The organism is Bradyrhizobium archetypum, from assembly GCF_013114835.1.
Lineage (GTDB): Bacteria > Pseudomonadota > Alphaproteobacteria > Rhizobiales > Xanthobacteraceae > Bradyrhizobium > Bradyrhizobium archetypum.
In genome coordinates this window covers 1-24,875 of the sequence record NZ_JAAVLW010000017.1, presented here as the reverse complement: position 1 = coordinate 24,875, position 24,875 = coordinate 1, and the positions used below count along the sequence as shown (strand labels likewise).

Genomic DNA, 24,875 nt, shown 5'->3' with positions numbered 1-24,875 from the left:
GCCGTTGAAATGTCGCTGAATGTAACTGTCCGGAAACGTTCACGGACGCGTATGGCCGCGCAGGTAACACCGTCGTCGGCAACTTGTCTCTAAAATGAACTGAGAAGGCGAATCTAGAATGGCGTCGTTGGATTTTTGCTAGCCCGCCGGCTTGTCAGTCGGAATCACGCATTCCGACGAGGCGTAAGCGTTGAAATAAGCTTGTAACAACTACATGCCTTTTGCTCGAGGCGCTTTCATCTATCTGCAAGACGCCGCGCATCTTACGAATCAACCCTTGCTCTTCGAAATGGTTTAGAGTCTCGGTAACCCCAGGGCAGCGCAAGCCCAACACGGACGAAAGGTAGTCATGGGTAACCGGAAGTACATAAGCGTCGACAGCATCACTCGCTAGACACAGCCAGCTCGCGAGCCGCTTTTCGCGATCTTGCCGAACGCCGCACAATCCTGTCTGAGCGCAGCGCAAGGTCAGCGCTTGAACGTAGTGAGCAAGATGTTCTCGTATTTCATGACGCTCGGTCATCACGCTCGACACGGATCCTGTGCGCGCTTCCCGGAAAGAGCACTATGGATTGATGGATTGAAAGATGTCCACCTACCAAGAGCGAAGCGCCCACCGTACCCCGAAATCCAATCACCGCCGTTTCAAGGATGCTTCCCGCCGCAACAATCCTGAGCGAGACGAGACCAGATTCTATGAAATAGACGTGATCAAGAGGCCTTTTGGGCTCTTGCAGAACCATACGTTCTTTCAGAGCAATTGGGTCAAGTAATAAGGGCGGACGATCAAACAGAAGCGCGCCCAGACACATCGCAATGACGACGACGGAGCCGCGCCTGACGCCAGTTTCGAGGATGAGCTCGACGCGCGAAACCGCTGCGCGGATAACGAGCAGCAGCTCCAGTGGGACGGGGCGGGCTGTAGGCCGTCAGGGGTCGACACGATGATAGTCCGCACGCCAAGCTGAGCGGTGCACGTCGCGTCGTCTGGATGCAAAACACCTTTGACGACGAGATTGCGCGACCATGGCGATCGAATGCACTCGAGTGTCGACCAAGCGACCATTGGGGCAGGGGTCAATGTGCCATAGGGATCGGCGACCTCGCCGGGACTGGCGCGATTGGGAGTGCCGTTCAGCGGAATGACGCCGGACATCAGGAAGCTGATTAGCCACCCGGGATGCCGGAGCGCCTCCAGCGCAATCGACGGGCTCATCTTGAGCGGCCAAGGGACGCCATTGCGCCTCTTACGCTCGCGGTTCGAGAGTCACGGGCAGGTCGACCGTGACGACCAACGTCGAGAGCGCGAGATCGTGGGGCCCGGCGCACCAGGGCCTCGATGATCTCGGGCTTGGACGTGCAACAGATATGAAAGCATGTTTGTGCGGCGCGACCTTGGCGGCAGCTTCAATGGACGCATTGCTCGCGCTCAACATCAGATAGGGAATGTTGGCTTCTTGAGCCGTCTGAGCCAGCATCAGGTCTGCGTTGGGCCGGCCTACGAGGCTCACGGGCGAGATGCAAAAGAGATGGGCGTAGCTGCGGCCCGAGAGTGGCCGTCTGGTCACGCCGACGTCATGCGAACCCTGTCCGGTGGCGGCGGGCAATACATGTAACTTGAACGTTCCGGTTCCATCCAGCGACCGTCTCACCGCTCAATCGGAGCGCTCTCCGCGCAAGACGGCGCTGGAAATTGTTTGATAGATCTACCCCCGACGGAGTGGTCGTCGTCGGAAGATCCCCGTAGTCTTTAGCTAAGCTCAAATAGATTTCGTGGCGCACTCGTTAGTACTTCGGCGCCAGACTCGGTGACGCGGAACGTCTCGCTGATGACATAGCCGAAATCCTCGTCGATCCAGTTGCCCAGCATTAGGTGGAAGGTCATGTTCGGCTTCAGCTCGGTCATGTCTCCATCCTTCAGGCTTGCGGTCGGCTCCAGCCAATCGATTCCAATGGCGTACCCGCAGCGCGACTCCTTCTTGAAACCCTGCTTTTCAATCATCCGATAGAAGGCATTGGCCACGTCGCTGCAGGTTGCTCCGGGCTGGACCACGTTCAACGCGGCCTCCATACCCGCGACCTCAGCGTCATGTAGGCGACGCAGACGGTCGGAGGGTGCGCCAATTGAGAAGGTGCGCATAAGGCCAGCAGCGTAGCCATGGCGGATGCCGCCAAGCTCGAGATTGATCTGCGAGCCTTCGCGAAAGACGTCCTGGCTGTACATAATGTGAGATGTACCGGTGCGTGGGGAGGAGCACAAGTACAACGGCCGGAAGATCGTTCCGGGCTTGCCGTTAGCACCGCGCACCAGCGTCGCCACGATCTCGGCCACAGCGTCGGCTTCCCGGACGCCAGGACGGATCACTTCTGCCGCACGCAGCATTGCGGCATCGGAGATGGCAGCGGCTTCCCGCATGACCGCGATTTCGAGATCGGACTTGATTCCTCGGATCCACGCAATTGCTTTGGTACAATCCACGATCCTCGCTTTCGGCAGTCGCTCTTTGAACTTCTCTGACGCCTGCGCCGACAGGTAACCCCGTTCGAGCCCCAAGCTGCGGCTGGCAACGCCAAGCTCATGGAGGAAATCGATCACCGTGTCGAAACCATCCATGTCAGGGTTGCCAATCAGGCTTTCTGGATAGCCGATCACGTTACCGCGCTCCAGAAACGTCTGGTGGATGGCGGCCGGAGCATCCTGGCGACGCAGGATGAACGTCGGCTCCTCCCGGTGAATCGACACAACCAGCCCTTGCGGGACGTAGGCTGACAGGGCGGTGTAACCTGTAAGGTAGGTAATGTTAGCCGCATTGTTTACGACAAGTGCGTCGATGTCGCGTCGCTCCATTTCGGACTTCACTGCGGCAAGCCTCCGCACGTATTCAGTTCGCGGGAATGCTTGCGATCCTTTGCTGATTGTCATTTCTTAGCTCCTTCGTGTTTTGCTATGTTGAGATCGGCGAAAGTCCGAGTTCGATTCCGGCCCACACGGCTCTCCAGTCAGGCGTCCCAAGCAAAAGCATAGGAGCCCGGTGAGCGGCTCTACAATGTGCACCGGGAGAAAGATGCTTCCGGCCAGCAGGAGCCAGGCCCAGGGCGTGGTCCGGCCCAACTACGAAACCCGCGAGGACTCCGACGCCAAATTGCCAGTTAGCAAGATTACTGTGCACGCCATGCCAGCCAACGCTCCTGGATGTTATCAAGGTTTGCCTTGCCGTCGGGGGCTCTTCGGCAAGCCAAGCGGAAGTCTGGACCGCCAACTTCGAGGCACATTCTCGGGGTTGATGCTGGAACAGCGGAACCAGATCAGACGGCAAATGATCGAGCTCAATCACATTCGGTCCGGGTATTGGAGGGGTTCGCCATGGCAGCGACAGCCGCCTGCAGGAGCGTCCGGCGCCTCACGCCGAACCGCTGACGCGCCCCGTCATTAGATCGCTCATAGTGCTCTTGCTTCATTCCCAATCAATCGTTGACGCCGAAGTGCTCCGCTCATCGGCGAACGAACGTCGCGCTTTGTTCATCGAAGTGAGTTGCGAGCGAGCGCCGAAGCTTCGCCGAACAGAGCTGCTTCGATCGCCACCAAGTCGTCTGGACAGGAAGTGCACGCATCCACGCGTTTCTTGCGAATCAATGGCTGGTGCGGTTGTGGCCTCTGCGCACGTGCAAGGTCGGTCGACAAGCAACCCGCGTTGGGCCACCTCGCTGTCCTCCAGTCAGAAACTGCGATGATGGTGATAGTCGCTTGCCGGTAGAGCTCGAATTGCGCCTCAACGATCGACCTGAAGCTGGAACCGAATATGCGTTCCGCTATTGCGCGATGTGCTGGGGGCTCTATGCCCATTCTAGCCTCCTCCCCTTTGTCGGCGCGCCCCAAAGTAGGTGCGTGAAACGGAGTTACGCTCAAACCTTTCGGACTGTAACGATATTCCAATGCTCATTACTGCAACAAGCCGCACATTGATGCTTAAATCCGGCGCTCAATTGCCATTTTCGACGTACGTGAGCCCCAGCCGCCTCGCCGGGCCTTGTCGGAAGCGTGATGCCGTCGCTGGCTGCAAGTAATGCAGCGATGGCACTGTGTTACCTCGCCAGTGTTGCGGGCTACTCAGCGAGTACGTAAGCACAACGGACAGGGCCTGCGTGCTCGAAACTCTGGGCGCAGAAGTTTGCGTTTTTTTTAACAAGCGGGACGGTCGACCTGATATAGGGCTTCCCGCAGCTGAAATTCTGCGCTTGATCGGGCAGAATGTGAAGTTTCGAGGTTGTCGACCTTTGGATCGGCGCAAGCAACTGACCACGCCGATAATCTCGTGAAGCCGGTGTTCCGCCGCTTCGGCCCCGCCTGTATTGCTTTGGGCACCGTGAATCCCCTATGGCGCAGGATCATTGCAAGGTCTTCATAGCATGGCATATCGCGGACAGCGCCGGTGAGACACCGCACTCGTTGAGATGATGGTCGCGATCTCCGACAGCTTCGAAGACTCTGACTATCGACGGATGCAGGCGGGGATGCATCACTGCGTTTCGCTTTCATTCTCAAGAAGATCAGGCGGTTGATCGGAGCGCGACCTTCAGCCTCTGCGGCGCCGGCGCTAGGTCGTGACTATCGTAGCTATCAGGATCGTCCGATCTTTCTGGACCTGGCGAAGGATATGGTCCGGACCGGACCGAACCTGCTGTGGCCCGATCATCTACGTCGCGATCACAAGCAGCTTTGTCTACCTCACAAAGATTTCGTGCAAGGGTTGTCGGCTACGCTGTCGGCCGTTCGATAGACGTCAGGCTGATGCTGCCGCCTTGCGCTCAACCGGGTCGCCGCCCGGCTAAGTTCACCACTCGGATACCAATACGCTGCCCGGCTCTATCGGGAGGCCTCGCCGAGCACGGTCTCGTCGGATCGATGGGCCGCCGTGGCAATCCTTACGATGACGCCCAAGATCGAGAGCTTCATGAAGACTCTTGTGCTGACGGAGAAACGGTCTCCTGCCTTAAACAAACCGTGACACTGCTCGAGCCGACATACGCTCTTAAAATCTTTCGCGTCGAGCATGTGTGATACGGCTATCCCAGCCTGACCTGTGGACGCCATTTTCATCCGGCAAAGGTCCGTGATGTCATAGACGGGCAGCTGCGCCATACAACTGGTGGGCGCTGCAACAGTCGGGAAAGCCGCGCATTCGAACAGGATGGCCGCGATGCCCGGATGCGCGGCTCGGAGTGTTGTGATGCAAGCGGCTACATCTTTTTCGATCGCCGCGACATCGACGGGCGGAGCGGGACCTTTCAATCCATCATGCCAGAACTTGCCGCCTTCGATGCCCCCTATCACGACCCTCGCCCGCTCGGCTGGATCGTCGAGCCTGAGCAAATCTTCGCTGCAATGCGTCGAGTCGTATGTCAGGACGAGGATCTTAGCCTTTGGCGGCAGCTGACGGAGTAATAGCAGCGGCAATAGAAGCAAACTAGACATCGTCACTGGCACCGTAGCTCAGGATGATTCCAAATCGGGTCACTTAACTTGAGAAATTTTGATTTGTGTACTTCGCCCTACTCCCAGACCGGCTTCGTGCTCTTCGGCATCAAGCTTTCTCCGCTCAGATTGGGTTCGACAGCCATCATTCAGCGTTGACTGCTAGTCAGCGCATGCTCTCGTGCGAGCTCGTCCATTACTTGCTTTGTCGCTCGATATGCCAGATCAACGATTTCATCTACCTCAGCTTCGGACAGTACAAGAGGCGGTGCAAAACCAAGGATGTCTCCGTGCGGCATTGCTCGTGCAATAAGCCCCCGATCACGAGCCGCCTTCGAGATGCGGGCCCCCACCTTGAGCTCTGGATCAAACCGCCGTTTCGTCTGGCGATCAGCAACGAACTCGATCGCACCGAGTAGGCCAACACCGCGAACTTCTCCAACGATCTCCAGCTGAGCGAATTTTTGCTTAAGTTGTTTATGGAAGTGAGCGCCCACGGTCCGCGCGCGATCGCTCAGTCGTTCTTTCTCGAAGATATCGATGACCGCGTTGGCGGCAGCGGCTGCAATCGGATGACCGGAATAGGTGTACCCGTGCGAAAAAGCTCCGACTCGATCGGCGGCTTCTTCCATCACAGAATATACCTTTTCACCGACGATGGCTCCCGATAATGGCACGTAGCCAGATGTTAGACCTTTGGCGACTGTCACCAGATCCGGCTCCATCCCGTACAAGGTACTGCCGAAATCAGCTCCGGTCCGACCAAATCCGCAAATCACCTCATCGGCGATCAGAAGAACGTCGTAGCGCTTGAGCACATCCTGAATTTCCCGCCAGTAGCCCGCAGGCGGGGGTGTAATGCCGCCAGTCCCCAGTACTGGCTCAGCAATGAAGGCGCCGACAGTCTCTGGCCCCTCGCGCACAATGAGCTCTTCAAGCTCGGCCGCACGCCGCCGAGAAAAGGCTTCCTCCGTCTCGCCTGGCTCAGCACCCCAATAGTGGTGCGGTGTGCCCGTATGCAAGATGCCTGGAAAAGGGAGGTCCATGTGATCGTGATAGAAGGACATCCCGGTCATCGAGCCGGAAATGACTGAGCAGCCATGGTAGCCGCGCTCACGCGAAATGATCTTCTTCCTTTTAGGGTGACCACGTAGATTGTTGTAATACCAGACGAGCTTTGCCTGCGTCTCGTTCGCGTCTGAACCCGACATCCCATAAAATACTTTGCTGGGTTTACCCGGAGCCATTCGTACGAGACGATCCGACAGCGTTGCCAGCTCTTCCGTCGTGTGGGCTGCGTACGTATGGTAGTAAGCTAAATTGTAGGCCTGCCGCGCGATAGCCTCAGCCACTTCCGTTCGGCCGTATCCAATATTTACACAATAGAGACCAGCAAAGCCGTCGATGTAACTACGACCCTCTGCGTCTTGGATTCGAATTCCCTGTCCGCCTGTGACGACCGTCGGGTCACCGATCTTGCCACTGGCGAATTCCCTAAGCTGGGTGAAAGGATGCAGAACACTCAAGCGATCTTTTTCAGCGATGGTTTTTATGTCAATCACACGCGTTCTCCTAAGCAGCCAAATCACCGAAGCAGACGTATTTCAGTTCCATATATTCCTCCATGCCGTGCCGCGACCCTTCGCGACCCAGTCCGGACTGCTTCCATCCACCGAACGGAATAGGAGGACCTGTGAAGGAAGCCGTATTGATGCCAACCATACCGCACTCGATTCGCTCGGAAAGTCGAAGAGCCCGACGTAGGCTGTCAGTGTAAATGTATCCAGCCAGCCCCATTTCGTTAGCATTTGCGCGGGCGATGACCTCTTCTTCAGAATCGAACGGAAGCACAGCAGCCACCGGCCCAAATGTTTCCTCGCGCGCAATGAGCATGTCTTCAGTGACTCCGCTAAGCAGCGTAGGAGAAACGAAGTTTGGACCGAGGTCCGCGTCCGGATACGTCGAAAGAACTCGCGCCCCCTTTTTCACAGCATCATCGATTTGCATCCTGCACTTCTCGACCACTGACAACTTTGTCATCGGACCGATTGTCGTTCCAGGCTCCAGGCCGTGGCCAACTTTGAGCTGCGCCATTGCCGCAGCCAAGGCCTCGACGAAGGCACCATAGATGCTCCTTTGTACGTAGATGCGGTTAGCTGCCAGACAGTCCTGACCTGAGGTACCGAATTTTGCGGTCATCGCTCCTTTGACAGCCTTTTCGAGGTCGACATCCTCAAAAATGAGGAAGGGGGCGTGCCCCCCTAGCTCGAGCGACACCTTCTTTACTGTGTCAGCCGCCTCCTCAAGAAGCAGACGACCGACTTGGGTGGAACCTGTGAACGAGAGAGCGCGCACCCTTGTGTCGCGCAACAGAGGCGTCGACAGCTCGACAGGATTGCCAACGAGCACCTGAAACACACCGGCCGGGACGCCAGCTTCCTCGGCCAATCTCGCGATGGCAAGCGCAGATAGTGGCGTCTCGGGAGCAGGCTTGACAATAATCGGGCAACCCGCAGCAACAGCAGCTCCCGCCTTGCGCGCAATCATGGCAACCGGAAAATTCCATGGGGTGATGGCGGCCGCGACACCGATTGGCTGCATTCGCACCTGAAGCAAACTTCCGAGCTTGTGACTCGGAATCGTCTCCCCATATGCACGCTCCCCCTCCGCAGCGAACCATTCGAGAAATCCAGCAGCATACGCAATTTCGTGGCGCGCCTCAGCGAGTGGTTTACCCTGCTCGCTCGTCACCAAGATAGCAAGCTCTTCGGAATGCTCGAGCATTAATGATGCCCAAGACCTCAGAATTGCCCCACGCCTTGCCGGCAGCAATTCCCGCCAAGCAGGAAACGATCGTTCAGCTGCCGTGATTGCCAAACTCATATCTGCGGCGCTGCAATGGGAGACATCTGCGATCTCTTCGCCAGTCGCGGGGTCGACCACAACGTCTCTTCGCTCGCTCACAATCCAGCGGCCATCGATAAACGCGGCCCCCGCTACAAAATCGCGACGCCGCAGGCTTTGCAGACACTCAGCAGCAAGACCGGCAGATGGTGGCTTTTTGTTTTGGATACTATGAGAGATCATTTAGAGGTCTTACCGCGGCCATCTTTGATATTGTCTGTGCGTCAGGATACTTGCCCCAGCGAGCTATTTGCGTCACATTTTTCTGCCTGCAGGAAGTTTTTCTGCGTCAATAGGCATTTTCCGGCGAGATTCACCTGGAGCCCCCGGCATGCATTACGACCGAACAGACGCTCGCATCCTCGAGATCGTGCAAAAGGACAACCGCCAAACTTCCGAGCGGATCGGCGACCTGGCGGGGCTTTCTGCTACCGCGTGTCAACGACGGCTGAAGAGGCTTCGTTCGGAAGGCATCATCGAGGCCGATGTCTCGATCGTCTCGCCAAAGGCGGTAGGAAGAGCTATTCAAATGCTTGTGCTAGTGACCCTTGAACGTGAGCGTGCAGATATAATTGATAGGTTCAAGAAGGCCATCAAATCGTCAGCCGAAGTCGTAAATGGATTTTATGTCACGGGGGATGCTGACTTTGTCCTTTACGTTACCGCGCGTGCTATGGATGACTATGAGCAGTTCACACGCCGATTTTTCTATGAGAACCCGGACATTAAGGGGTTCAAGACTATGGTCATAATGGATCGCGTGAAGACGGGCTTTGCTATTCCAGTTGAGGTTCCGTCCGAAAGTTGACACGCCGATGCGCGTATTTCATCCCACAACTTCCTACTTTGCGCGGTCGCGCGCCGCTCACTCGTATAGAACTCAACAATTCGCGCTGCCGACATTTACTCTATGCTGTCGTCTAACGACCGTGCTGAGCGAGCAAGGCCAATCTCGACCATGCGGCCTCCGCAGACGGGGCACAAATCGAGGCGGCGACCAGTGAGGGTGGCGTAGCGCTCGCGATAGTCGACAGGTTCGGCAGGTGGAGGCGACTCTGGCGCCTCCAGCGTCGCTCGGATGCGCGCGAGTTTGGCGACGCGGCAGGCGTTGGCCAGGAAGCCAAAATGACGGATGCGGCGGAAGCCCTTCGGCAAAACGTGCAGCAGAAAGCGACGGATGAACTCCTCAGTGTCGAGCGTCATCACTTTGGATTTGTTGCCGGCGCGATAATCCTTCCACCGGAAGCGGACACCGCCGTGCTCACAGGTAAGGAGCCGGCTGTTGGCGATCGCAACGCGATGGGTGTAGCGCCCGAGATAGGCGAGAACCTGCTCTGGCCCGCCGAAGGGACGCTTGGCTTAGACAATCCATTCGAGCTTGCGGAGGGCGTTGAGCCGGCGGACGAGTGCTGCCGGTTCGACGAGGTGCGCGAGGTGGCCGAAGAACTGGAGCTTGGTGTCATTGAACGCCGCCTGGAGGCGCTCCAGGAATAGCCGACGATACAATCGTGACAGGACGCGAACGGGAAGGAAAAAAGCCGGGGCGGCAGCCAACCCAGCTTCCATCAGGGGCAATCCCGCCGCGCGGCACGAGGCAATGGGCATGCGGATGATGCGTCAGGGTCTGGCCCCAGGTATGGAGAATGGCGATCATCCCGGTCTCGGCACCGAGATGCTTCTGATCGGCGCTGATGAGACGGATCGTCTCGGCTGCCGTCTTGAGCAGGATGTCGTAGACCACCGCCTTGTTCTGCAGCGCGATGACGGCCACTGGCGCCGGCACGGCGAAGACGACATGGAAATAGGGCACCGGCAGCAGATCGGCCTGGCGATCGGCGAGCCATTGGGCGCGCGCGAGGCCTTGGCACTTTGGACAGTGCCGATCGCGACAGCTGTTGTAGGCGACGCGAACCAAGCCGCAGTCGTCGCACCGCTCGATATGGCCGCCGAGCGTCGCTGTGCGGCACGCCTCGATGGCCGCCATTACACGGCGCTGGTCGGATGAGAGCCGAGAGCCCTGCGCGGCACGGAACGGAGCGCCGTGGCGGCGGAAGATATCCGCCACCTCAAGCACGGGGCGCATATGCGCGGCTCAGTCGGGAGGGATCACCGTGATGGAGAGCCCATCGAATGGACTGGTCGTGCGGGCGAGCAGATTGGTCGCAACCTGTGCCTAGCGCGCGGTCGATCCGAGGTCAGCATGTCCGAGCAAAACTTGAATGATTCGGATGTCGATTCCGCTTTCCAGGAGATGGGTCGCAAACGAGTGCCGAAGAGTGTGGACAGTAATCGGCTTGGCAATCCGAGCGCGGCGGCGGGCGGCGCGGCAAGCCGCCTGGACGCCGCGGACGCTGACATGTTCGCTTGGGTCTTGGCCTGGAAATAGCCACAGCCCCGGTCGGGCTCGCATCCAGTACGCACGAAGAATATCCAGCAGCCGAGGGGAAAGCATCGCGTAACGATCCCTGCCGCCCTTGCGGTTCTCGATGTGGATCAACATTCGCTTGCTGTCGATCGAGCTCACCTTAAGGCGGACGACTTCACTAACCCGTAAGCCAGCCGCATAAGCCGTCGCCAGCACGACGCGGTTGCGCAACCCTGTAACCGCGTCTAGGAAGCGCTCGATCTCTTCGGCACTAAGCACGAGCGGGAGCTTGTCGGGCTTCTGGCCACCGATGATCCGCTCGAATGCCTCCGTCTGCCCGAGTGTCACGCCGTAAAAAAACCGCAGCGCGCAGGCCACCTGATTGATGTGGGACCACGAACGCTTTTGGCCGATGAGATGCAGTTGGTAGGCGCGGACCTGCTCGAAACTCAGCCGGTCCGGGGCGTAGCCGAAATGTCGGCTAAACTTTGCGATCGCATAGATGTAGGATTGTTGAGTCGACGGCGACAGATTGCGGACCGTCATGTCCTCGATCATACGATCCCGAAGAGGGCTCATCGTAGCCATCTGGGTCTCCTGTCTTGAGTGGGGTGGTGCGAAGACCAACATCCTCTCAGACAGGACACCTCAGTTCAGCAGGCTTGCCCCCACTCCCGCGTAGCGGGTTCGTTCAATCCTGGGCGAGATCAAATCGATACACCAGGCGAGATCATCGGAATCCGCAATCACGTTTCATGGTTGTATCGCCAAGCTCCTCTGAGGAGACGATGCAAAGTCTAGGAATTGACGTTCAAAAAAGGAGCCCTCCAAGATTTGACGAACAACTAGAGATCTCGCCTCGGTCCATTCACCGCTTCCGAGGGCAGCAATTCGAAATCGCGGCGACAGTCGAGCCAGGATATATCGCATCTGGAGGCGTGAACTCCGCCCGCCGGCCAGGCATGATAGCAACCCAATCGGTACAATGACCCTTCATCTCGACAAAATAGACCGCCCTTGACGCAGGTAACGCGACGGACGGCTCTCACTCAACGATCCTGTTGCGTGATTTGGCGATTGCGTTTGAGATTTCAACGGCAGCGCGAAGCAAACTGGCCGCTGATCTTTGTGAGAGCCGCTGCCGAAGGGCCCAGGGCCAAATATGACGTGGATCGGCTGGCGAGCTTGTTAAATCGTCACGCTTGGAGAAAGTGCTGGCGCATTAGGGGACAGGGAGGCACCGGCGAATACCGAAATCGAAGCGTGTTTGAACCGATATGTTACCAAAAGTGCTTGCAGTTAACCTATCTGTTTTAGCTCCTATAGCGGCAGCGAGGCGCCCGTGAACAGTCGTATTCGGCTTGATCACTCGACAGGCTCTTGTTAGCGATAGGGTCTTGGAAAAGCGCAATGTCGGGCGGGTAGGCGGAGAAGTGCGTGATTCTGCTCGCGGAGACAACTATGCCATCTTACGAGCCGGTTCGAGCAATTCAGCGTGGGCTTGCGGTGTTACGAGCTATCAGCGAGCACGGACCGATTACAATTGCGAACCTCGTTTCAAAGTGTAGCTTCCCACAGCCGACCGTCGTACGTGTGCTCGAAACGCTAGTCGCAGAAGGTTACGTCTATCGCCAGGCCGGAAAGTCGACCTACCTGGTGACGGGTCGAACTCTGGCGCTGAGCCGAGGTTTCGACTCCAGATCACATCTCCTTCAGATTTCAGCTCCCGTCATCGATCAGATGCACGCTCAAATTGGCTGGCCGTCGAATCTCGCTGTCTTCGATCGCGATGCAATGGTCATAGTGTACAGCAATCGCGCTTCGCTTGGTTTATCGTTGCCCAGTCGGATGGGCGCGAGAATCCCCTTAATGACCACTGGCGTGGGACTCGTCACGCTGGCGTTCATGCCCGAAGAAGAGCGCAAGATGGCGCTTTCCCTTGCTCAAGAAACGGGAGGGCGTTGGGATAGTGACCCTCGCTTGGCTTCGAAGCTCGCCGCAAGACTTGCTCAAATCCGTCGCGAGGGGTACGCGTTCGCCGACGAAGAGTACCTGGAAGCGGTCTATCAGTCACGGATTTGGGCAGTCGCCGTTCCCATATTGACAACGGACGGAAAGGTTCTGGCTGCTATAAGTAGCTTGGTTTTGACCCTTGCGGGTGAGAGGCGGCGGTTACTCCAAACCATTCTTCCAAGTCTCAAGAAGGCTGCTATTAATATTCGCGATCAGCTGGTTGCGGACGGGCAGTGACATGGCTGACCTCCTCCTTCAATGCAGCGAGTTTCCGACCCGCGACCGCGGCAAGGCCATAAGCTCCAGCCGGCTCTCAAGCGTGCTTGAGCGAGGCCGCCGCGCGAGCGAAGCTGCCGAGGGCGCAACCATTCGACTAGAGCATTTTCCGACCTGGCGGAATCGGAAGGGACTCCCTTTCGGTGAAAATCGTGATTCGCCCAGAGGGCTGGTGATGGGGCCGGCCCCCATGGCTAAGCCCGTCTCGCCGGACCTTCGCCTTCGCATTGTTAGCACCGTGGAAGTTGAGGGCATGAGCTGTCGAGGTGCCACCGGCCGGTTCAGCGTGGCGCCGTCGACAGCAATCGAGCTGGTCAGAGAGTGGCGAAGCACCGGCGCCTGTGAGGCGGGAGCGCAGGCTGGCGACTGGCGTTCAGCTCGGATCGAAGGGCATGCTGTAGAGATCCTCTCCCGGGTCGAGGCTACGCCTGACACGCAGCTGGCCGAGATCGCCGATCATCTCTTCAAAGTCCACGGCGAGCGTTTCGTGCCGAGCGTGTTCTGGCGGTTCTTCGATCGCCGCAACATCACGTTAAAAAACATCGCACGCCAGCGAGCAGGATCGGCCGGACGCGGCCGCTGAACCCACGGCGTGGAAGGCATCTCAGCCTGAGATCGACATCCGTAGAAGACCGCGCGCACGTTCGAGAATCGAGTCAGGCTGCTTGATTTCGTTCATCGCCCTCTCTGCTTCAAGGTTCGATAAAAGGGCTTGGCTATCGCGTGTTAGCGAGACCGTCCTATAGCCGCCGCAACGATTTCGGCTTGCTCGCGTTCATGTCGATCAATCGACCCACCCGCTGCCGCGGCCATTGGCGGGCGCCCGATATAGCGCAGAGGGCGACGTATATCGATCTCTCTGATCATCCGGTCGACGTAATAGTAGGCGCCCTGGTTCTCAGGCTCCTCCTGGCACCACACCAATTCCGCCGCGGAATGCTTTTCGAGCGCTTCCCTGACATCTTTGCTCGGAAACGGGTAAAGCTGCTCTATCCGGATCAAGGTGACTTCTGGAGTGCATTCCCGCAAACGCATTTCGTTGAGAGGGTAAAAGATCTTACCGGCACAAAAGACGATCCGGGCGCAGCGGTCCGAGGTGTCCGTGACTAGGACCGTTCGGAACCGTGTACCCGAAGCCAGTTCCGACAGTGCCGATTGACATGCTCTTTCGCGCAGGAGAGATTTTGGCGCGATAAGAAATAAGGGAGTCCGCCGCGCGCTCCGCTGTTGCCGACGCAGTAGATGAAAAAGGTTCGCGGGCGTGGATGGGATCGCAACCGTGATGTTTTCGCCGGCACAGCTTTGAAGAATTCTTTCGATTCGCGCGGACGAATGGTCGGGCCCCTGCCCCTCTAATCCGTGCGGAAGCGCAATGACCAGCGAGGATCGCATCTTCCACTTTGGCTCGGAAGTTGCAATGTATTGGTCTACCGCGATTTGCGCGCCATTCAGGAAATCGCCAAATTGGGCCTCCCAAACTATGAGCCGGTTGGAATCCGCAAGGCTCATCCCGAATTCGAATGCGAGCACGCCGTACTCAGTTAACGGCGAGTTGACAGCGTCAAAACGGACCCCCTCGCGAGCAAGCGTGCCCAGTGGTACGAACGTTCTGCCATCTCGCTGATCGTGAATTGCCAGGTGGCGCTGCGTGAAGGTTCCTCGGATGCAGTCCTGCCCACTCAGGCGAACCGACGCTCCTTCGTCAAGCAGGCTCGCGAAGGCAAGTGCTTCTGCCGTCGCCATATTAAGTCCAATCCCTTCTTCTATGCTGGCCCACCGGGACCTCAGGAAAGCGCGAACTTTCGGATCCGGCTCAAAATCGTCTGGCAGCTCGGTAATCGCCCGGCCCAGACTGCAAAGCGTATTGGAATCGACGCCCGTCTCCGGATCAGTTTCCGAAGTCGAGCCATTGGGCGTCTCGGGGAATACGATCGTCTCGGTCAGAACGTCATTCAAACGCAGCTTGCCGTAGCTCTCATAAGCCTCGGCGAGCCGTTGGGCGAACTCCGCCCGCCGAATCTCTGCGGCCTCGAAGGCTTCGCGCGAACGAGTTCGGACGTGCTCCGAAAAAAGCGTCCTCAAGCTCGGATGTTCTTCGATTGCAGCGCGGGCGATCGGCTGCGTAAATCGTGGCTCATCGAGCTCATTATGCCCGTTTCGCCGATAGCACACGAGGTCAATTATGACATCTCGGCCTGTGCAGCTCCGCCATGCGTAGGCGACCCGCGCTGCAGCCGCCGCGGCGATCGGATCATCCCCATTCACATGCAGAATTGGAACACCATATGCTTTTCCGATATCCGTTGGATATGGCGTTGAGCGACCTTCTCCAGGTAAGGTGGTGAATCCGATCTGGTTGTTTACGACGAGATGGATGGTCCCGCCCGGCGAGTAACCCGCCAAGCCATCCATTTGCAGGAGTTCGCTCACGAGGCCCTGTCCAGCAAAGGCCGCATCCGTGTGCATCAGAAGAGGGAGGACGCCTCCAGGAGTCCTTTGACGCGCGTGCAACTCCTGGCGCGCTCTCGCCGCCCCAGTTGCCACCGGCGCGACCACGATGAGGTGCGAGGGGTGCGGGAGCACGCGCGCTTCAACGCAGCCACATCCCGTGTCCACCGTTGCAACAAGACCATTATGATATGGAACGTCGCCCGTGAAGAGCTCATCTCCGGCGGTGATGTCCCGTCCCGTGATCTCCGAGATCAGGACAGGCAAAGACTTGCCGAACACGGTTGCCAGCGTTGCCAATCGGCCACGGTGCATGCCCCCGACGACAGCTTCTGTCTGACCAGCCTTCGCCGCTTCTCGTAGGATTTCCTTCAGAATGACCGCGGAAGATTCGGAACCTTCAATGCCGAAGCGCTTCTTCGTCGGCCATTTGGTCTTGATGAAACGCTCGAATTCGTCCGCTAACAGGACAGCCTCCATCGCGGAGGTCAGGATGCGCTCGTCAGGCTCGGTCAGAACCTCCTTCTCAAAGAACTCGTAGATCCACGCACGATCCTTCGGAGCGTCCAGATGAGCCGCTTCCAACGCTACGTGGCCGCAATAGACTTCACGAAGAATCTCGTCCGCCCGTTCTTTCGTTACCTCCATGGAACAACCGGCAACGAACAGTTTGACCCGCGTGGAGCCTAAGCGGCCGCTTGCCCGAGCAATTTCGGGAGCGCGAACTGCCGGTGCCAAACGAAGTGGATCCAGCTGGGCTTCCTTATGGCCGCAAGAGCGAAATGCTTCCACGAGGGCAGCTGTCGCCGCCGCCTCGTCTTGTTCGACTGGCTGAAATCGGCTGTCGTTCAGGGACTCGAAATGAATGACCCAGTCGGCGGGTACTGACTGCGGATCTTTCAGATACCGGGCATACAAATTCAAAAAGAAGGAGCTGTCACCAGAAAAGGGGAGATTCATTCGCGATTGCTCGTTGAGGTAGGCGAACGCCTTGTCGCAGACCACGCACCGATATCAACGCTCCCGCGCCGGCAATACATTTTTTGGATTAAATATTCATGTGTTGAATTTTCTCGAGATCTTGGGTTGCATAGATCTGTCTTCAACGGAATCTGAACAGTCGAGAGGCCAACGTCGCAAAGGCCTAGAAGGACGAGGGCGTGTACGGGCTGCTGACAGGTGTTAGGATTGTCGAGGGCGCTTCCTTCATTGCGGGGCCATACTGCTCACTGCTGCTCTCGCAACTCGGGGCGGAGATCATTCGGTTCGACGCCATTGGCGGAGGCCCTGACTATCGCCGCTGGCCGCTCGGCCCCGGCGGAAATAGCCTCTATTGGGAAGGCTTGAACAAAGGAAAAAAATCGATCGCTTTGAATCTGGGGATGCCCGAGGGGCGTGAATTGGCAATCGCCATCATCACCGCCGAGGGAACGGATAGCGGAATTTTCGTAACCAATTATCCGGAGAGTGGACTCCTCTCCCACGACAGTCTCTGCACGCTACGGCGAGACCTCGTGACCGCCCGTGTTCTCGGCCACGCCGATGGCAGTTCAGCGGTCGACTACACCGTGAACTGCGCCGTTGGGCTTCCTTACATGACAGGCCCGCAAGGCAGTGAGCGCGTTCCGATAAATCACGTCCTTCCGGCGTGGGATCTGCTCGCAGGTTCGACCGCCGCAATTTCGGTCCTTGCGGCGATCGAGTATCGGAGGCGGACGGGACTCGGGCAACACATACGCATACCCCTGAGCGACGTTGCCGCCGCAACGTTAGGCACTCTCGGACAAATCGCCGAGGTCGCCATTTCCGGCACTGACCGGCCCAAATACGGTAACAACTTGTTTGGCGCCTTTGGCCGCGACTTTGGCTGCGCGGACGGCAAGCGCGTCATGATCGTTGCGATAACCTCCAAACAATGGAGGGCCCTGATAGCCGCTCTCGATCTGCAATCATCCATCAGCGCGCTTGAAGCAGAAGCTGGCATCTCACTGGATGCCGACGAAGGAGCTCGTTTTCTGCATCGAGACCGCATAAATGCGATCGTCGAGCAGGCCATCGCGCGATACACGTTGGCAACTCTTTCACAAAGGTTAACTACGTCGGGAGTTTGTTTTGGCGTCTATAGGACGGTGCACGAGGCGCTTACCGAAGACCCAAGTTTTGTTGAGAGCAATCCGATCTTCGCAGACGTGCAACATCCGAGCGGGCTCAAGTATCCGACTCCAGGTTTTCCGGCTTCATTCTCCGGCGAAGTTCGTCGCGATTCATCTGCCGCCCCCATACTGGGCCGGGATACTGAAGAAGTTCTGACTACTATTCTTCGTATCCCCAGCGCCGCGCTTGCGAGCCTTCACGATCGCGGTGTGGTCCGCTTGGCCGATCGTCTTCTCTCCCCAAGCTAAAGGAACGGAACCATGGTAGCCTGCGAACGATTCCGTGGCGAGCACTTGGTCCTGGCCGCGATCGAGGCCGCTGCAGCTGCAGAGCAGTTTGTAGTTGCGGCAAAGACTGCCGTTTCTCGAGAAGTCATCAAGGATGGCCGTATCTTGACGGACGAGTTTGATCGAAGGCAACGAGCTGCTCATGGCTTTGCCTGGATGGCGACACTCAGCGAGTGCCTTTCGGCCACGGCGCATTGGTGTCAGCGACGCGCCTCTTCCGATGGACTCGATCCACTGAGCGAATGTGCGATCGTTGTCGGCTTCTCAGAATACCTGGCGCAGCTCATCGGTGGGGTTCCGATGACGCAGAATGAGATTGTCCGACCGCCGGACCTTGCTCTGTCCCAAGCGGCCGCGGATCTAGCAGCAAACGAATGGGTTGGCAAATTTGTGCTTGCTGACTGGTCGGGCGTGCGCTCAGAGCTGGCCAGGCTGTTGACGGAAGGTCATCGTCTGCAGGATGCGCTTGACGATGATACACTCGATTCGTTTCGAGCCGAGGTCAGACGCTTTGCGGACGAACGTGTCCTCCCGAACGCGCATAAGTGGCACCTTGCGGACGCTCTCATCCCCGACCAGGTCCTCCAGGAGATGGCCGACCTCGGTATCTTTGGCATCTGTATCGCCCCGGAGTTCGGCGGCCTGGGACTCGGCAAGCTCGCGATGTGCGTGGTCACTGAGGAACTCAGTCGCGCCTGGATTGCGGCAGGGTCGCTTGGGACTCGGTCGGAAATCGCAGCCGAACTGATAACCCATGCCGGCACTGAGGCCCAAAAGACCAGGTGGCTTCCCAAGATCGCTTCAGGGGAATTTCTGCCGACGGCGGTCTTTACTGAGCCAGACGCCGGATCCGACCTCGGCAGTCTCCGGACGCGAGCCAGCCGTGCAGCCGATGGAAGCTGGCGTATCTTCGGCGCAAAGACCTGGATCACGCACGCTTCGCGAAGTGACTTGATGACAGTGCTCGCCCGCACTCTACCGGGAGCCCCCGGATACGCGGGTCTCTCAATGTTCATCGCCCAGAAGCCGCGGGGCCTTTCGGACAATCCGTTCCCGGTCCCTGGGCTAAGCGGTGGCGAAATCGAGGTGCTCGGCTATAGAGGCATGCGCGAATATGACGTGGCTTTCGATGACTTCAAAGTTCCCGCGGACGGTCTACTCGGGAACGCAGAGGGCCAAGGATTCAAGCAACTTATGCGGACGTTTGAAGGTGCGCGCATCCAGACCGCGGCTCGCGCTGTCGGAGTCGCTCGCAGAGCGCTTGAACTCGGGCTTGCGTACGCGATGGAGCGTCGGCAGTTCGGCAAGGCCATCGCAGCGTTTCCCCGCATATCGGACAAATTGGCGACGATGACGGCCGAAATCCTGCTGGCAAGAGAAGCGACATATAGCGCCGCACGAGCCAAAGACGCTGCCCGCAGATGCGACATTCAAGCCGGCATGGCCAAGCTGATCACGGCTCGGGTGGCTTGGTCCGCCGCCGACGTTGCCCTGCAGATTCACGGCGGGAATGGGTACGCCCTTGAATATGAAATCAGTCGTATTCTTTGCGACGCGCGGATACTCAATATATTTGAGGGGGCTGCCGAAATTCAGGCACAGGTCGTCGCGCGCGGCCTCCTCGGTAGAGATCCCGCGTGAGGACAAATGTTCGATCCGCGTGGTCGGCGCCGAGATGCGTGGAGCGCTGCGCCTTTTTCCTGGAAGGATTATCAAATCCTTGGGGTGGTTGACAGGCTCTCGGGCTCAATTCTGCGGATCCTGGATCGCAGGATAGACGGACCGGGTTGTGCACTCCTCGCAGGCGAACCTCAGGCGTGCCGCGTCGAACCGGGCGTTGCCCCGCGACGTGAGTGCCGCTTGGACTACCGGGAACGAGGCTGTACGTCGGGTCGCCGACGGGCAGCTCCCAGCCTAACTATCTCTTCCCTCATCTGCGCGAGAATATGTGCTGCCAAGTGTGCTGCGGAATCGAGCCGGTCTCGAGGACTGCGCTTGCGGGAGGATAGAGCTGCCCACTCGACGATTCCTCGAATGCGCTAGAACACCCCCGCCCTGACAAACTCAGCCCGGGCTCAACTGAACACCGCGCTTGCCCGCATAGCCTGCGCGCCGGCCGCATCCCGGATCCAGAGCGCCAGCTCATTCTTCTGCGCTCCAGCGGCGGCTTCAACATAAAATGCGGCATCGACGAAGACCGGGGGCGAGGCCACGGAAGCTGAATTGCTGCAGGCGAACAGCTGGCCGCACCAATTGTGGTCTTGCAGAAAAATCGCCAGCAGCGGCCCATGTACGACGAGGTCGTGACCTTCTTGATCGCGAGCATAGTCTCGGTCGTAGTGAATGCGGTGCCCATTGCTCGTTACTGCCGAATAGCGGAACAGCAGCACGGGATCAGGAGATATTTCAAAGCTCCAGTTCGCGGGACTTGGCGCAGGCTCGATACGATAACAGGGGCCAGGGTTCCGGGCTGCGGTGCTTCGCGGTAGACGATGTCCTGCTCCTTCACGATGCACGTCTTGGAGCCGAATCCGATCGTGTGGCACACCTCACGAAGACGAGATTACCGCGACGACTGCTCGTCTCTCTCTTCAAGGAGGTGAACCTCAGCGGCACCGCCATCGGTACTGGATCAATGCAAAGCCGGATTACCCCGGCATCGTCATCGAGGAGCTCTCTCAGCTTGCTCAGCTTCCGTTAGTCGCAGCTAGCAATCTGATCGAAGCATGCTGGGACACGGGATCTTTTGTCTTGTTCTCCGGGATGTTGAAGCGGACCGCAACAAAGCTCTCTAAGATCTCGAACGATCTGAGGCTTCTCTCTAGCGGACCTCGAGGTGGCCTGCGCGAAATCAATCTACCGGCCCTCCAGCCAGGCTCTTCTATAATGCCGGGCAAAGTTAACCCGGTTATTCCCGAAGTGGTGAATCAGGTCGCCTTCCAGGTTATTGGCGCGGACCTCACAGTAACGCTAGCCGCCGAGGCGGGCCAACTGCAGCTTAACGTAATGGAGCCGGTGATCGCCGACAGTATGCTGCAATCTACTTCTCTTCTGACGAACGCCGCCCGAGTTCTTCGCGAAAAGTGCATCGTCGGGATAACAGCCAATGTGGAACGGTGCCGCGAGCATTTGAAGGCAAGCACGGCTGTCGTGACAGCTCTGATTCCGCTGATCGGATATGAGCGCGCGTCCGATGTTGCGAAGGCAATCCCAAAGAGCGCTCAAATATTTGGGACCTTCTCCAATCAGAGCTGCAGCTTCCGCCTGATTTGCTGAAACAGTTGCGTGATCCATCCACCCTGACGAAACCATGGAAAGCGAAGGAACTCAATGTTTTAAAAGGTTGATCTAAGGTTCAGCTGACAACATGTGATCCGTTTAGGCGGAAGTTTTGCAATCAATACCATTGGCCGGGCAGCACATGCCGAACGTTACGATGGACTCTGCCCAGAGACAAAATGATCGAGCTTCATCCAAGGGATCGCGCTATTTCGATGAAATCGGCCGACCAACGTGCGGGAGTGCTTGGGAATCAATCTTGTAGGACGAGAGACGGCGTGTCCCGCGCGAGGCGGCTAGCTCTCGGCCTTAGCGGACCTCACGAGGCATTAACGCTAAAACTGTGCAAAGCAGCTGGAGTCGCAGAAGCGCTTGCCTACTTGTTGGTGAACCTTCCTGGACCACATCTGATGCGGTCCGGAATGCAGCCATCGGAGGCGAGGCAAGAGCCGCCATGACTGATCAGCCTAGTCCCCAGACGTTCAGCGTCGAGGGCATCACCGCCCCGCTCCGTATGCCACCTTCAGGCACATCTGGCTGGCGAGCTTGTTTTCCAATTTGGGCATCCTGGTCCAGGGCGTCGGTGCGGCCTAGGCAATGACTGAGATGACGTCGTCGGCCCATAAAGTCGCGCTGGTGCAGACAGCGTTAATGCTGCCTGTGATGCTGATCGCGATTTCCGCCGGCGCCATTGCCGACATGCATGACCGCCGCATCGTCACGCTGATCTCGCTAGGCATTGCATTCGCCGGCGCAACCGTCCTGACGGCGCTCGCTTGGTTCGGCCCGATGACGCCGAACATTTTACTGGGACAGTGTTTTGCCGTCGGCACCGGCATGGCACTGATGGACCGGCCTGGCAATCCTCGGTCAGCGAGCAGGTACCGTTAGAAACGCTACCTGCGGCGGTAGCACTGAACGGCATTAGCTCCAACATCGCGCGCAGCTTGGGCCCGGCGATCGGAGGGATCGTTGTGGCGGTCTCGGGGGCGGCGGCTGCGTTCGCGCTCAACGCGCTGCTCCATCTACCACTGATGCTCGCGCTGTTCCTGTGGAAACGCATCTCCGAATCCTCGCGCCTGCCGCCTGAAAGGTTTAGCCGCGCCATCGTTTCCGGAGTGCGCTACATCACCAATTCGCCGTCGATCAAGATCGTGCTGACCCGCTCCGCGGTGATCGGCGTGCTCGGCGGCGCGATCACAGCGCTGATGCCGCTGGTCGTACGCGATCTCCTTCGTGCCGGCGCGCAGACCTATGGCATCATGCTCAGCGCCTTTGGTCTGGGCGCGGTGATCGATGCGCTCATTACCGAGCTGCGCAAGCGGATGAGCGGCGAAGCCGCGATCCGCGCCTGCGCACTGTCGATGGGCGGCGCGGCGGCCGCAGTGGCGCTAAGCCGCGAGCCGGTATTGACGGCGTCGCGCTGGTCTTGGCGCGCGCCGTGTGGATGATCGCGTGGATGGTTTTCACCATTGGCGTGCAGCTATCGGCCCCCGCTGGGTCGCGTCGCCCCGCGGTCTATCAGACAGCGAGTTCAGGCGGGATTGCCATGGGCAGCTGTGCCTGGGGCCATCTGACTGATGCCGCCGGCGTCGAAACGGCGCTCCTGGTCTCAGCCACCCTGCTGGTGGTCTCGCCGGTTCTAGGGCTCTGGCTGCGGATGCCGCGCATCATCGCGCGTGAGGAGAATGCCGAGGTGCTGGCCGATCCCGAGGTGCGGCTTCCGCTCATCGGGCGCAGCGGCCCGCTCGTCGTTGAGATTGAATATCGGGTCGCGCAAGAGAACGCGCAGACATTCCACAATCTGATGCAGGACGTGCAGCTGTCCCGGCAGCGTAACGGCGCCTGTGGCTAGTCGCTCGCGCGCGACATCGCTGATCCCGAGCTGTGGACCGAGCGCTTTCACTGCCCAACATGGCTGGATTACTTACGCCAACGCACTCGCTCGACCCAGTCGGAACGCGCGCTGGACCGTCAGGCCGCGGCGTTCCATGTCGGCCCTGAGCCCGTGCGCGTCCGCCGCATGCTGGAGCGCCCCTTCGGATCTGCTCGCTGTAAAGAAGGCGTGCCTGACCGCGCGGCGAACGAACTCCAGCCCGTTGATTGCAAGCATGGCGGGATGCATTCACATGCGCCAATGAGACCAAAGGATCTGAAGTTCTGATTGAAGCGGAACTCGCACATGCAAGCTCGTCGCCAGTTAGAACCAGAGCGTGCCCTGAGGCGGTCCTCCATCCGAGAGCATAGCGTCACGAACGCTCTATGATTGTTAGGCAACGACCGGGGAGCGGTAGATCATGCGCTGCGAACCTGCCAAACCCAAGGTGCCCGGCACACCGGCCGCCGCACGACCTTTCGCCAGCCGCAAATCAAGACGGAAAGGAGGCGCTCCGCTATCGCAGAAGCATGTTTTTATTGTCAGGCAGCTTTAAACGCCGAGGTTGTTGCAGGATCACTGCCCAGCGCTTTATCTCCGGTTCCAAGCAATTCAAAATGTTGAGCGGTCTTGAAGAGTCCTCACGAAAAAAGGGCCACTCTGAAGAGTGGCCCTGCAAGTCAGGGAGGAAACGTCCCCTAGAGGACCTCTGGAATCAGGCCGCGGCCTGTTCGATGCGTGACAATGGCAGCTCGAGGCGCTTGGCCACGGCCTTGTAAGTTAGCCGACCCCGATAGACGTTGAGGGCTGCGCGCAGATGCGGATTTTCGAGCATGGCTGCAAATCCCTTGTTGGCGATAGCCAAACCCGGGGGGCAACGTGGCGTTATCCAGCGCGTGGCTTGAGGTGAGCGGGACCGCTCCGGGCATATTGGCGACGCAGTAATGAATGACGCCGTCGACCTCGTAAGTCGAATCAGCGTGCGTCGTCGGATGTGACGTCTAGAAGCATCCGCCCTGATCAATAGCCACGTCGACAATCACGATCCTAACATGCCGCGACTGACCAGCTTCGGCGCGCTCGCGTCGGGAACGAACACCGCGCCAATGACGGCGTCCGCTGCAAATACTTCTTCCTCAACGGCCTCTATCGTCGAGAATCTGGTGCGAGCCCACCCTTCGAATTATTCATCCACTTCGCGAAGCCGGGAGATCGAACGCTCGAGAATTGTCACCTCGGCACCCAAGCCCGCCGCCATCGGTCATCACGATCAAAAGCGATTGAAAGGTCAGTCCATAGTAGCTTGGAATAAGCAGCCAGCCATACTGGCGATCCCTCCCGATAGGACAGCCGCATCCGGCCACGCCACCCTCCAGAAGCGCCGGACCACGAAGAAGCTTAGAAGCCAGCACAGCGCCTCGTAAGCGTGACGTTCGCCATCCGAAGCACTGGGATCTCGCCACCCGCCCGCTGATATGGCCAGTGATAGACGAAGCCGAAAAGTGAAGTGGACCCTATGCTGAGGACCACTGGGTCCGGGTTTCTTAAGTGAAGCTGCTGCCGTTCCTTCTTCCCAAAAACTTTACGCTACTCTTGCTTGCTGCTGTTGTGGCTGTGGGGATGTGGGCAACGCGCAGCGTTGTCCAAGCTTCTCGCTTGCGAGAAGCGTCATATCCACAGCCTCTTCGCCGAATGCGCCGGTGACACCGGCCCGCCAGACCGTCATCGGCGCGCGGCTCTTCCAGCGCCTGATGAGGGCGCTGGAAATTGTAAAATTCGATCCATCGGGCGATTCCGGCT

13 protein-coding genes and 6 pseudogenes are annotated in these 24,875 nt (G+C 58.5%); 7 read left to right on the top strand and 12 right to left on the bottom strand.

What is annotated here, in order from left to right; translation table 11 throughout:
* Positions 1-154: 154 nt before the first annotated feature.
* The 7 genes and pseudogenes from HCN50_RS34015 to HCN50_RS32035 all read right to left on the bottom strand — a co-directional run bounded on the left by HCN50_RS34015 (position 155) and on the right by HCN50_RS32035 (position 8,560).
* Positions 155-523, bottom strand: a complete 369-nt coding sequence (locus HCN50_RS34015; RefSeq protein WP_235977351.1) for a helix-turn-helix domain-containing protein — start codon at positions 521-523, stop codon at positions 155-157.
* 228 nt (positions 524-751) lie between these two features.
* Positions 752-1,252 (bottom strand): annotated as a pseudogene (locus tag HCN50_RS34900) (alpha-hydroxy-acid oxidizing protein); the annotation flags it as partial.
* Positions 1,248-1,568, bottom strand: coding sequence for an alpha-hydroxy-acid oxidizing protein (locus tag HCN50_RS34895; RefSeq protein ID WP_376700348.1), 321 nt, complete (start codon positions 1,566-1,568; stop codon positions 1,248-1,250). The gene HCN50_RS34895 and the pseudogene HCN50_RS34900, both read right to left, overlap by 5 nt.
* 182 nt (positions 1,569-1,750) lie before the next feature.
* Complete coding sequence (locus tag HCN50_RS32050; RefSeq protein ID WP_171713876.1) at positions 1,751-2,923, bottom strand: M24 family metallopeptidase; 1,173 nt, start codon at positions 2,921-2,923, stop codon at positions 1,751-1,753.
* A 1,941-nt stretch (positions 2,924-4,864) separates the two neighbouring features.
* Positions 4,865-5,473, bottom strand: coding sequence for an aspartate/glutamate racemase family protein (locus HCN50_RS34010; RefSeq protein ID WP_235977350.1), 609 nt, complete (start codon positions 5,471-5,473; stop codon positions 4,865-4,867).
* A gap of 149 nt (positions 5,474-5,622) precedes the next feature.
* Positions 5,623-7,035, bottom strand: coding sequence for an aminotransferase (locus tag HCN50_RS32040; protein WP_171713875.1), 1,413 nt, complete (start codon positions 7,033-7,035; stop codon positions 5,623-5,625).
* Positions 7,036-7,045: 10 nt separating this feature from the next.
* The gene (locus HCN50_RS32035; protein WP_171713874.1) at positions 7,046-8,560 is read right to left on the bottom strand and encodes an NAD-dependent succinate-semialdehyde dehydrogenase; all 1,515 of its coding nucleotides are present in this window, start codon (positions 8,558-8,560) and stop codon (positions 7,046-7,048) included.
* Between the two features lie 148 nt (positions 8,561-8,708).
* Between HCN50_RS32035 and HCN50_RS32030 the strand changes: the two genes are divergently transcribed.
* Positions 8,709-9,185 carry an Lrp/AsnC family transcriptional regulator gene (locus HCN50_RS32030; protein WP_171713873.1) on the top strand — a complete coding sequence of 159 codons (477 nt, stop codon included), beginning with the start codon at positions 8,709-8,711 and terminating at the stop codon, positions 9,183-9,185.
* 95 nt (positions 9,186-9,280) lie between these two features.
* On the opposite strand, the pseudogene HCN50_RS32025 reads toward HCN50_RS32030, so the two are convergent.
* A pseudogene (locus tag HCN50_RS32025) lies at positions 9,281-10,460 on the bottom strand (IS91 family transposase).
* A 9-nt stretch (positions 10,461-10,469) separates the two neighbouring features.
* Positions 10,470-11,330 (bottom strand): annotated as a pseudogene (locus HCN50_RS32020) (tyrosine-type recombinase/integrase).
* Between the two features lie 849 nt (positions 11,331-12,179).
* On the opposite strand from HCN50_RS32020, the gene HCN50_RS32015 reads away from it, so the two are divergent.
* Together HCN50_RS32015 and HCN50_RS32010 are read left to right on the top strand one after the other, a co-directional pair.
* Positions 12,180-12,992 carry an IclR family transcriptional regulator gene (locus HCN50_RS32015; RefSeq protein WP_171713872.1) on the top strand — a complete coding sequence of 271 codons (813 nt, stop codon included), beginning with the start codon at positions 12,180-12,182 and terminating at the stop codon, positions 12,990-12,992.
* Between the two features lie 229 nt (positions 12,993-13,221).
* Positions 13,222-13,614, top strand: coding sequence for a COG3415 family protein (locus HCN50_RS32010; RefSeq protein WP_171713871.1), 393 nt, complete (start codon positions 13,222-13,224; stop codon positions 13,612-13,614).
* A gap of 143 nt (positions 13,615-13,757) precedes the next feature.
* Here HCN50_RS32010 and HCN50_RS32005 read toward each other — a convergent pair whose 3' ends face one another.
* Entirely contained in the window at positions 13,758-16,484 is a 2,727-nt protein-coding gene (locus HCN50_RS32005; protein WP_171713870.1) for a 2-oxoglutarate dehydrogenase E1 component, read from the bottom strand.
* A 155-nt stretch (positions 16,485-16,639) separates the two neighbouring features.
* Between HCN50_RS32005 and HCN50_RS32000 the strand changes: the two genes are divergently transcribed.
* Complete coding sequence (locus HCN50_RS32000; protein ID WP_171713869.1) at positions 16,640-17,881, top strand: CoA transferase; 1,242 nt, start codon at positions 16,640-16,642, stop codon at positions 17,879-17,881.
* Positions 17,882-17,893: 12 nt separating this feature from the next.
* Positions 17,894-19,561 carry an acyl-CoA dehydrogenase family protein gene (locus HCN50_RS31995; protein WP_171713868.1) on the top strand — a complete coding sequence of 556 codons (1,668 nt, stop codon included), beginning with the start codon at positions 17,894-17,896 and terminating at the stop codon, positions 19,559-19,561.
* Between the two features lie 434 nt (positions 19,562-19,995).
* Here the strand turns inward: HCN50_RS31995 and HCN50_RS34005 are convergent, their stop codons facing one another.
* Positions 19,996-20,436, bottom strand: a complete 441-nt coding sequence (locus tag HCN50_RS34005) for an HTD2 family dehydratase (protein WP_512699175.1) — start codon at positions 20,434-20,436, stop codon at positions 19,996-19,998.
* Between the two features lie 62 nt (positions 20,437-20,498).
* Between HCN50_RS34005 and HCN50_RS31985 the strand changes: the two are divergent.
* A pseudogene (locus tag HCN50_RS31985) lies at positions 20,499-21,267 on the top strand (lyase family protein); the annotation flags it as partial.
* Between the two features lie 386 nt (positions 21,268-21,653).
* Positions 21,654-23,363 (top strand): annotated as a pseudogene (locus tag HCN50_RS31980) (MFS transporter).
* Between the two features lie 427 nt (positions 23,364-23,790).
* Here the strand turns inward: HCN50_RS31980 and HCN50_RS31975 are convergent.
* Positions 23,791-24,333: pseudogene (locus tag HCN50_RS31975) on the bottom strand (alanine dehydrogenase); the annotation flags it as partial.
* Positions 24,334-24,875: the final 542 nt, after the last annotated feature.

Excerpts from the sequence above, each read along its gene's own strand:
- HCN50_RS34015 (WP_235977351.1), bottom strand. The coding sequence starts at position 523 with ATGACCGAGCGTCATGAAATACGAGAACATCTTGCTCACTACGTTCAA.
- HCN50_RS32050 (WP_171713876.1), bottom strand. The coding sequence starts at position 2,923 with ATGACAATCAGCAAAGGATCGCAAGCATTCCCGCGAACTGAATACGTG.
- HCN50_RS34010 (WP_235977350.1), bottom strand. The coding sequence starts at position 5,473 with ATGTCTAGTTTGCTTCTATTGCCGCTGCTATTACTCCGTCAGCTGCCG.
- HCN50_RS32035 (WP_171713874.1), bottom strand. The coding sequence starts at position 8,560 with ATGATCTCTCATAGTATCCAAAACAAAAAGCCACCATCTGCCGGTCTT.
- HCN50_RS32030 (WP_171713873.1), top strand. The coding sequence starts at position 8,709 with ATGCATTACGACCGAACAGACGCTCGCATCCTCGAGATCGTGCAAAAG.
- HCN50_RS32010 (WP_171713871.1), top strand. The coding sequence starts at position 13,222 with ATGGCTAAGCCCGTCTCGCCGGACCTTCGCCTTCGCATTGTTAGCACC.
- HCN50_RS31995 (WP_171713868.1), top strand. The coding sequence starts at position 17,894 with ATGGTAGCCTGCGAACGATTCCGTGGCGAGCACTTGGTCCTGGCCGCG.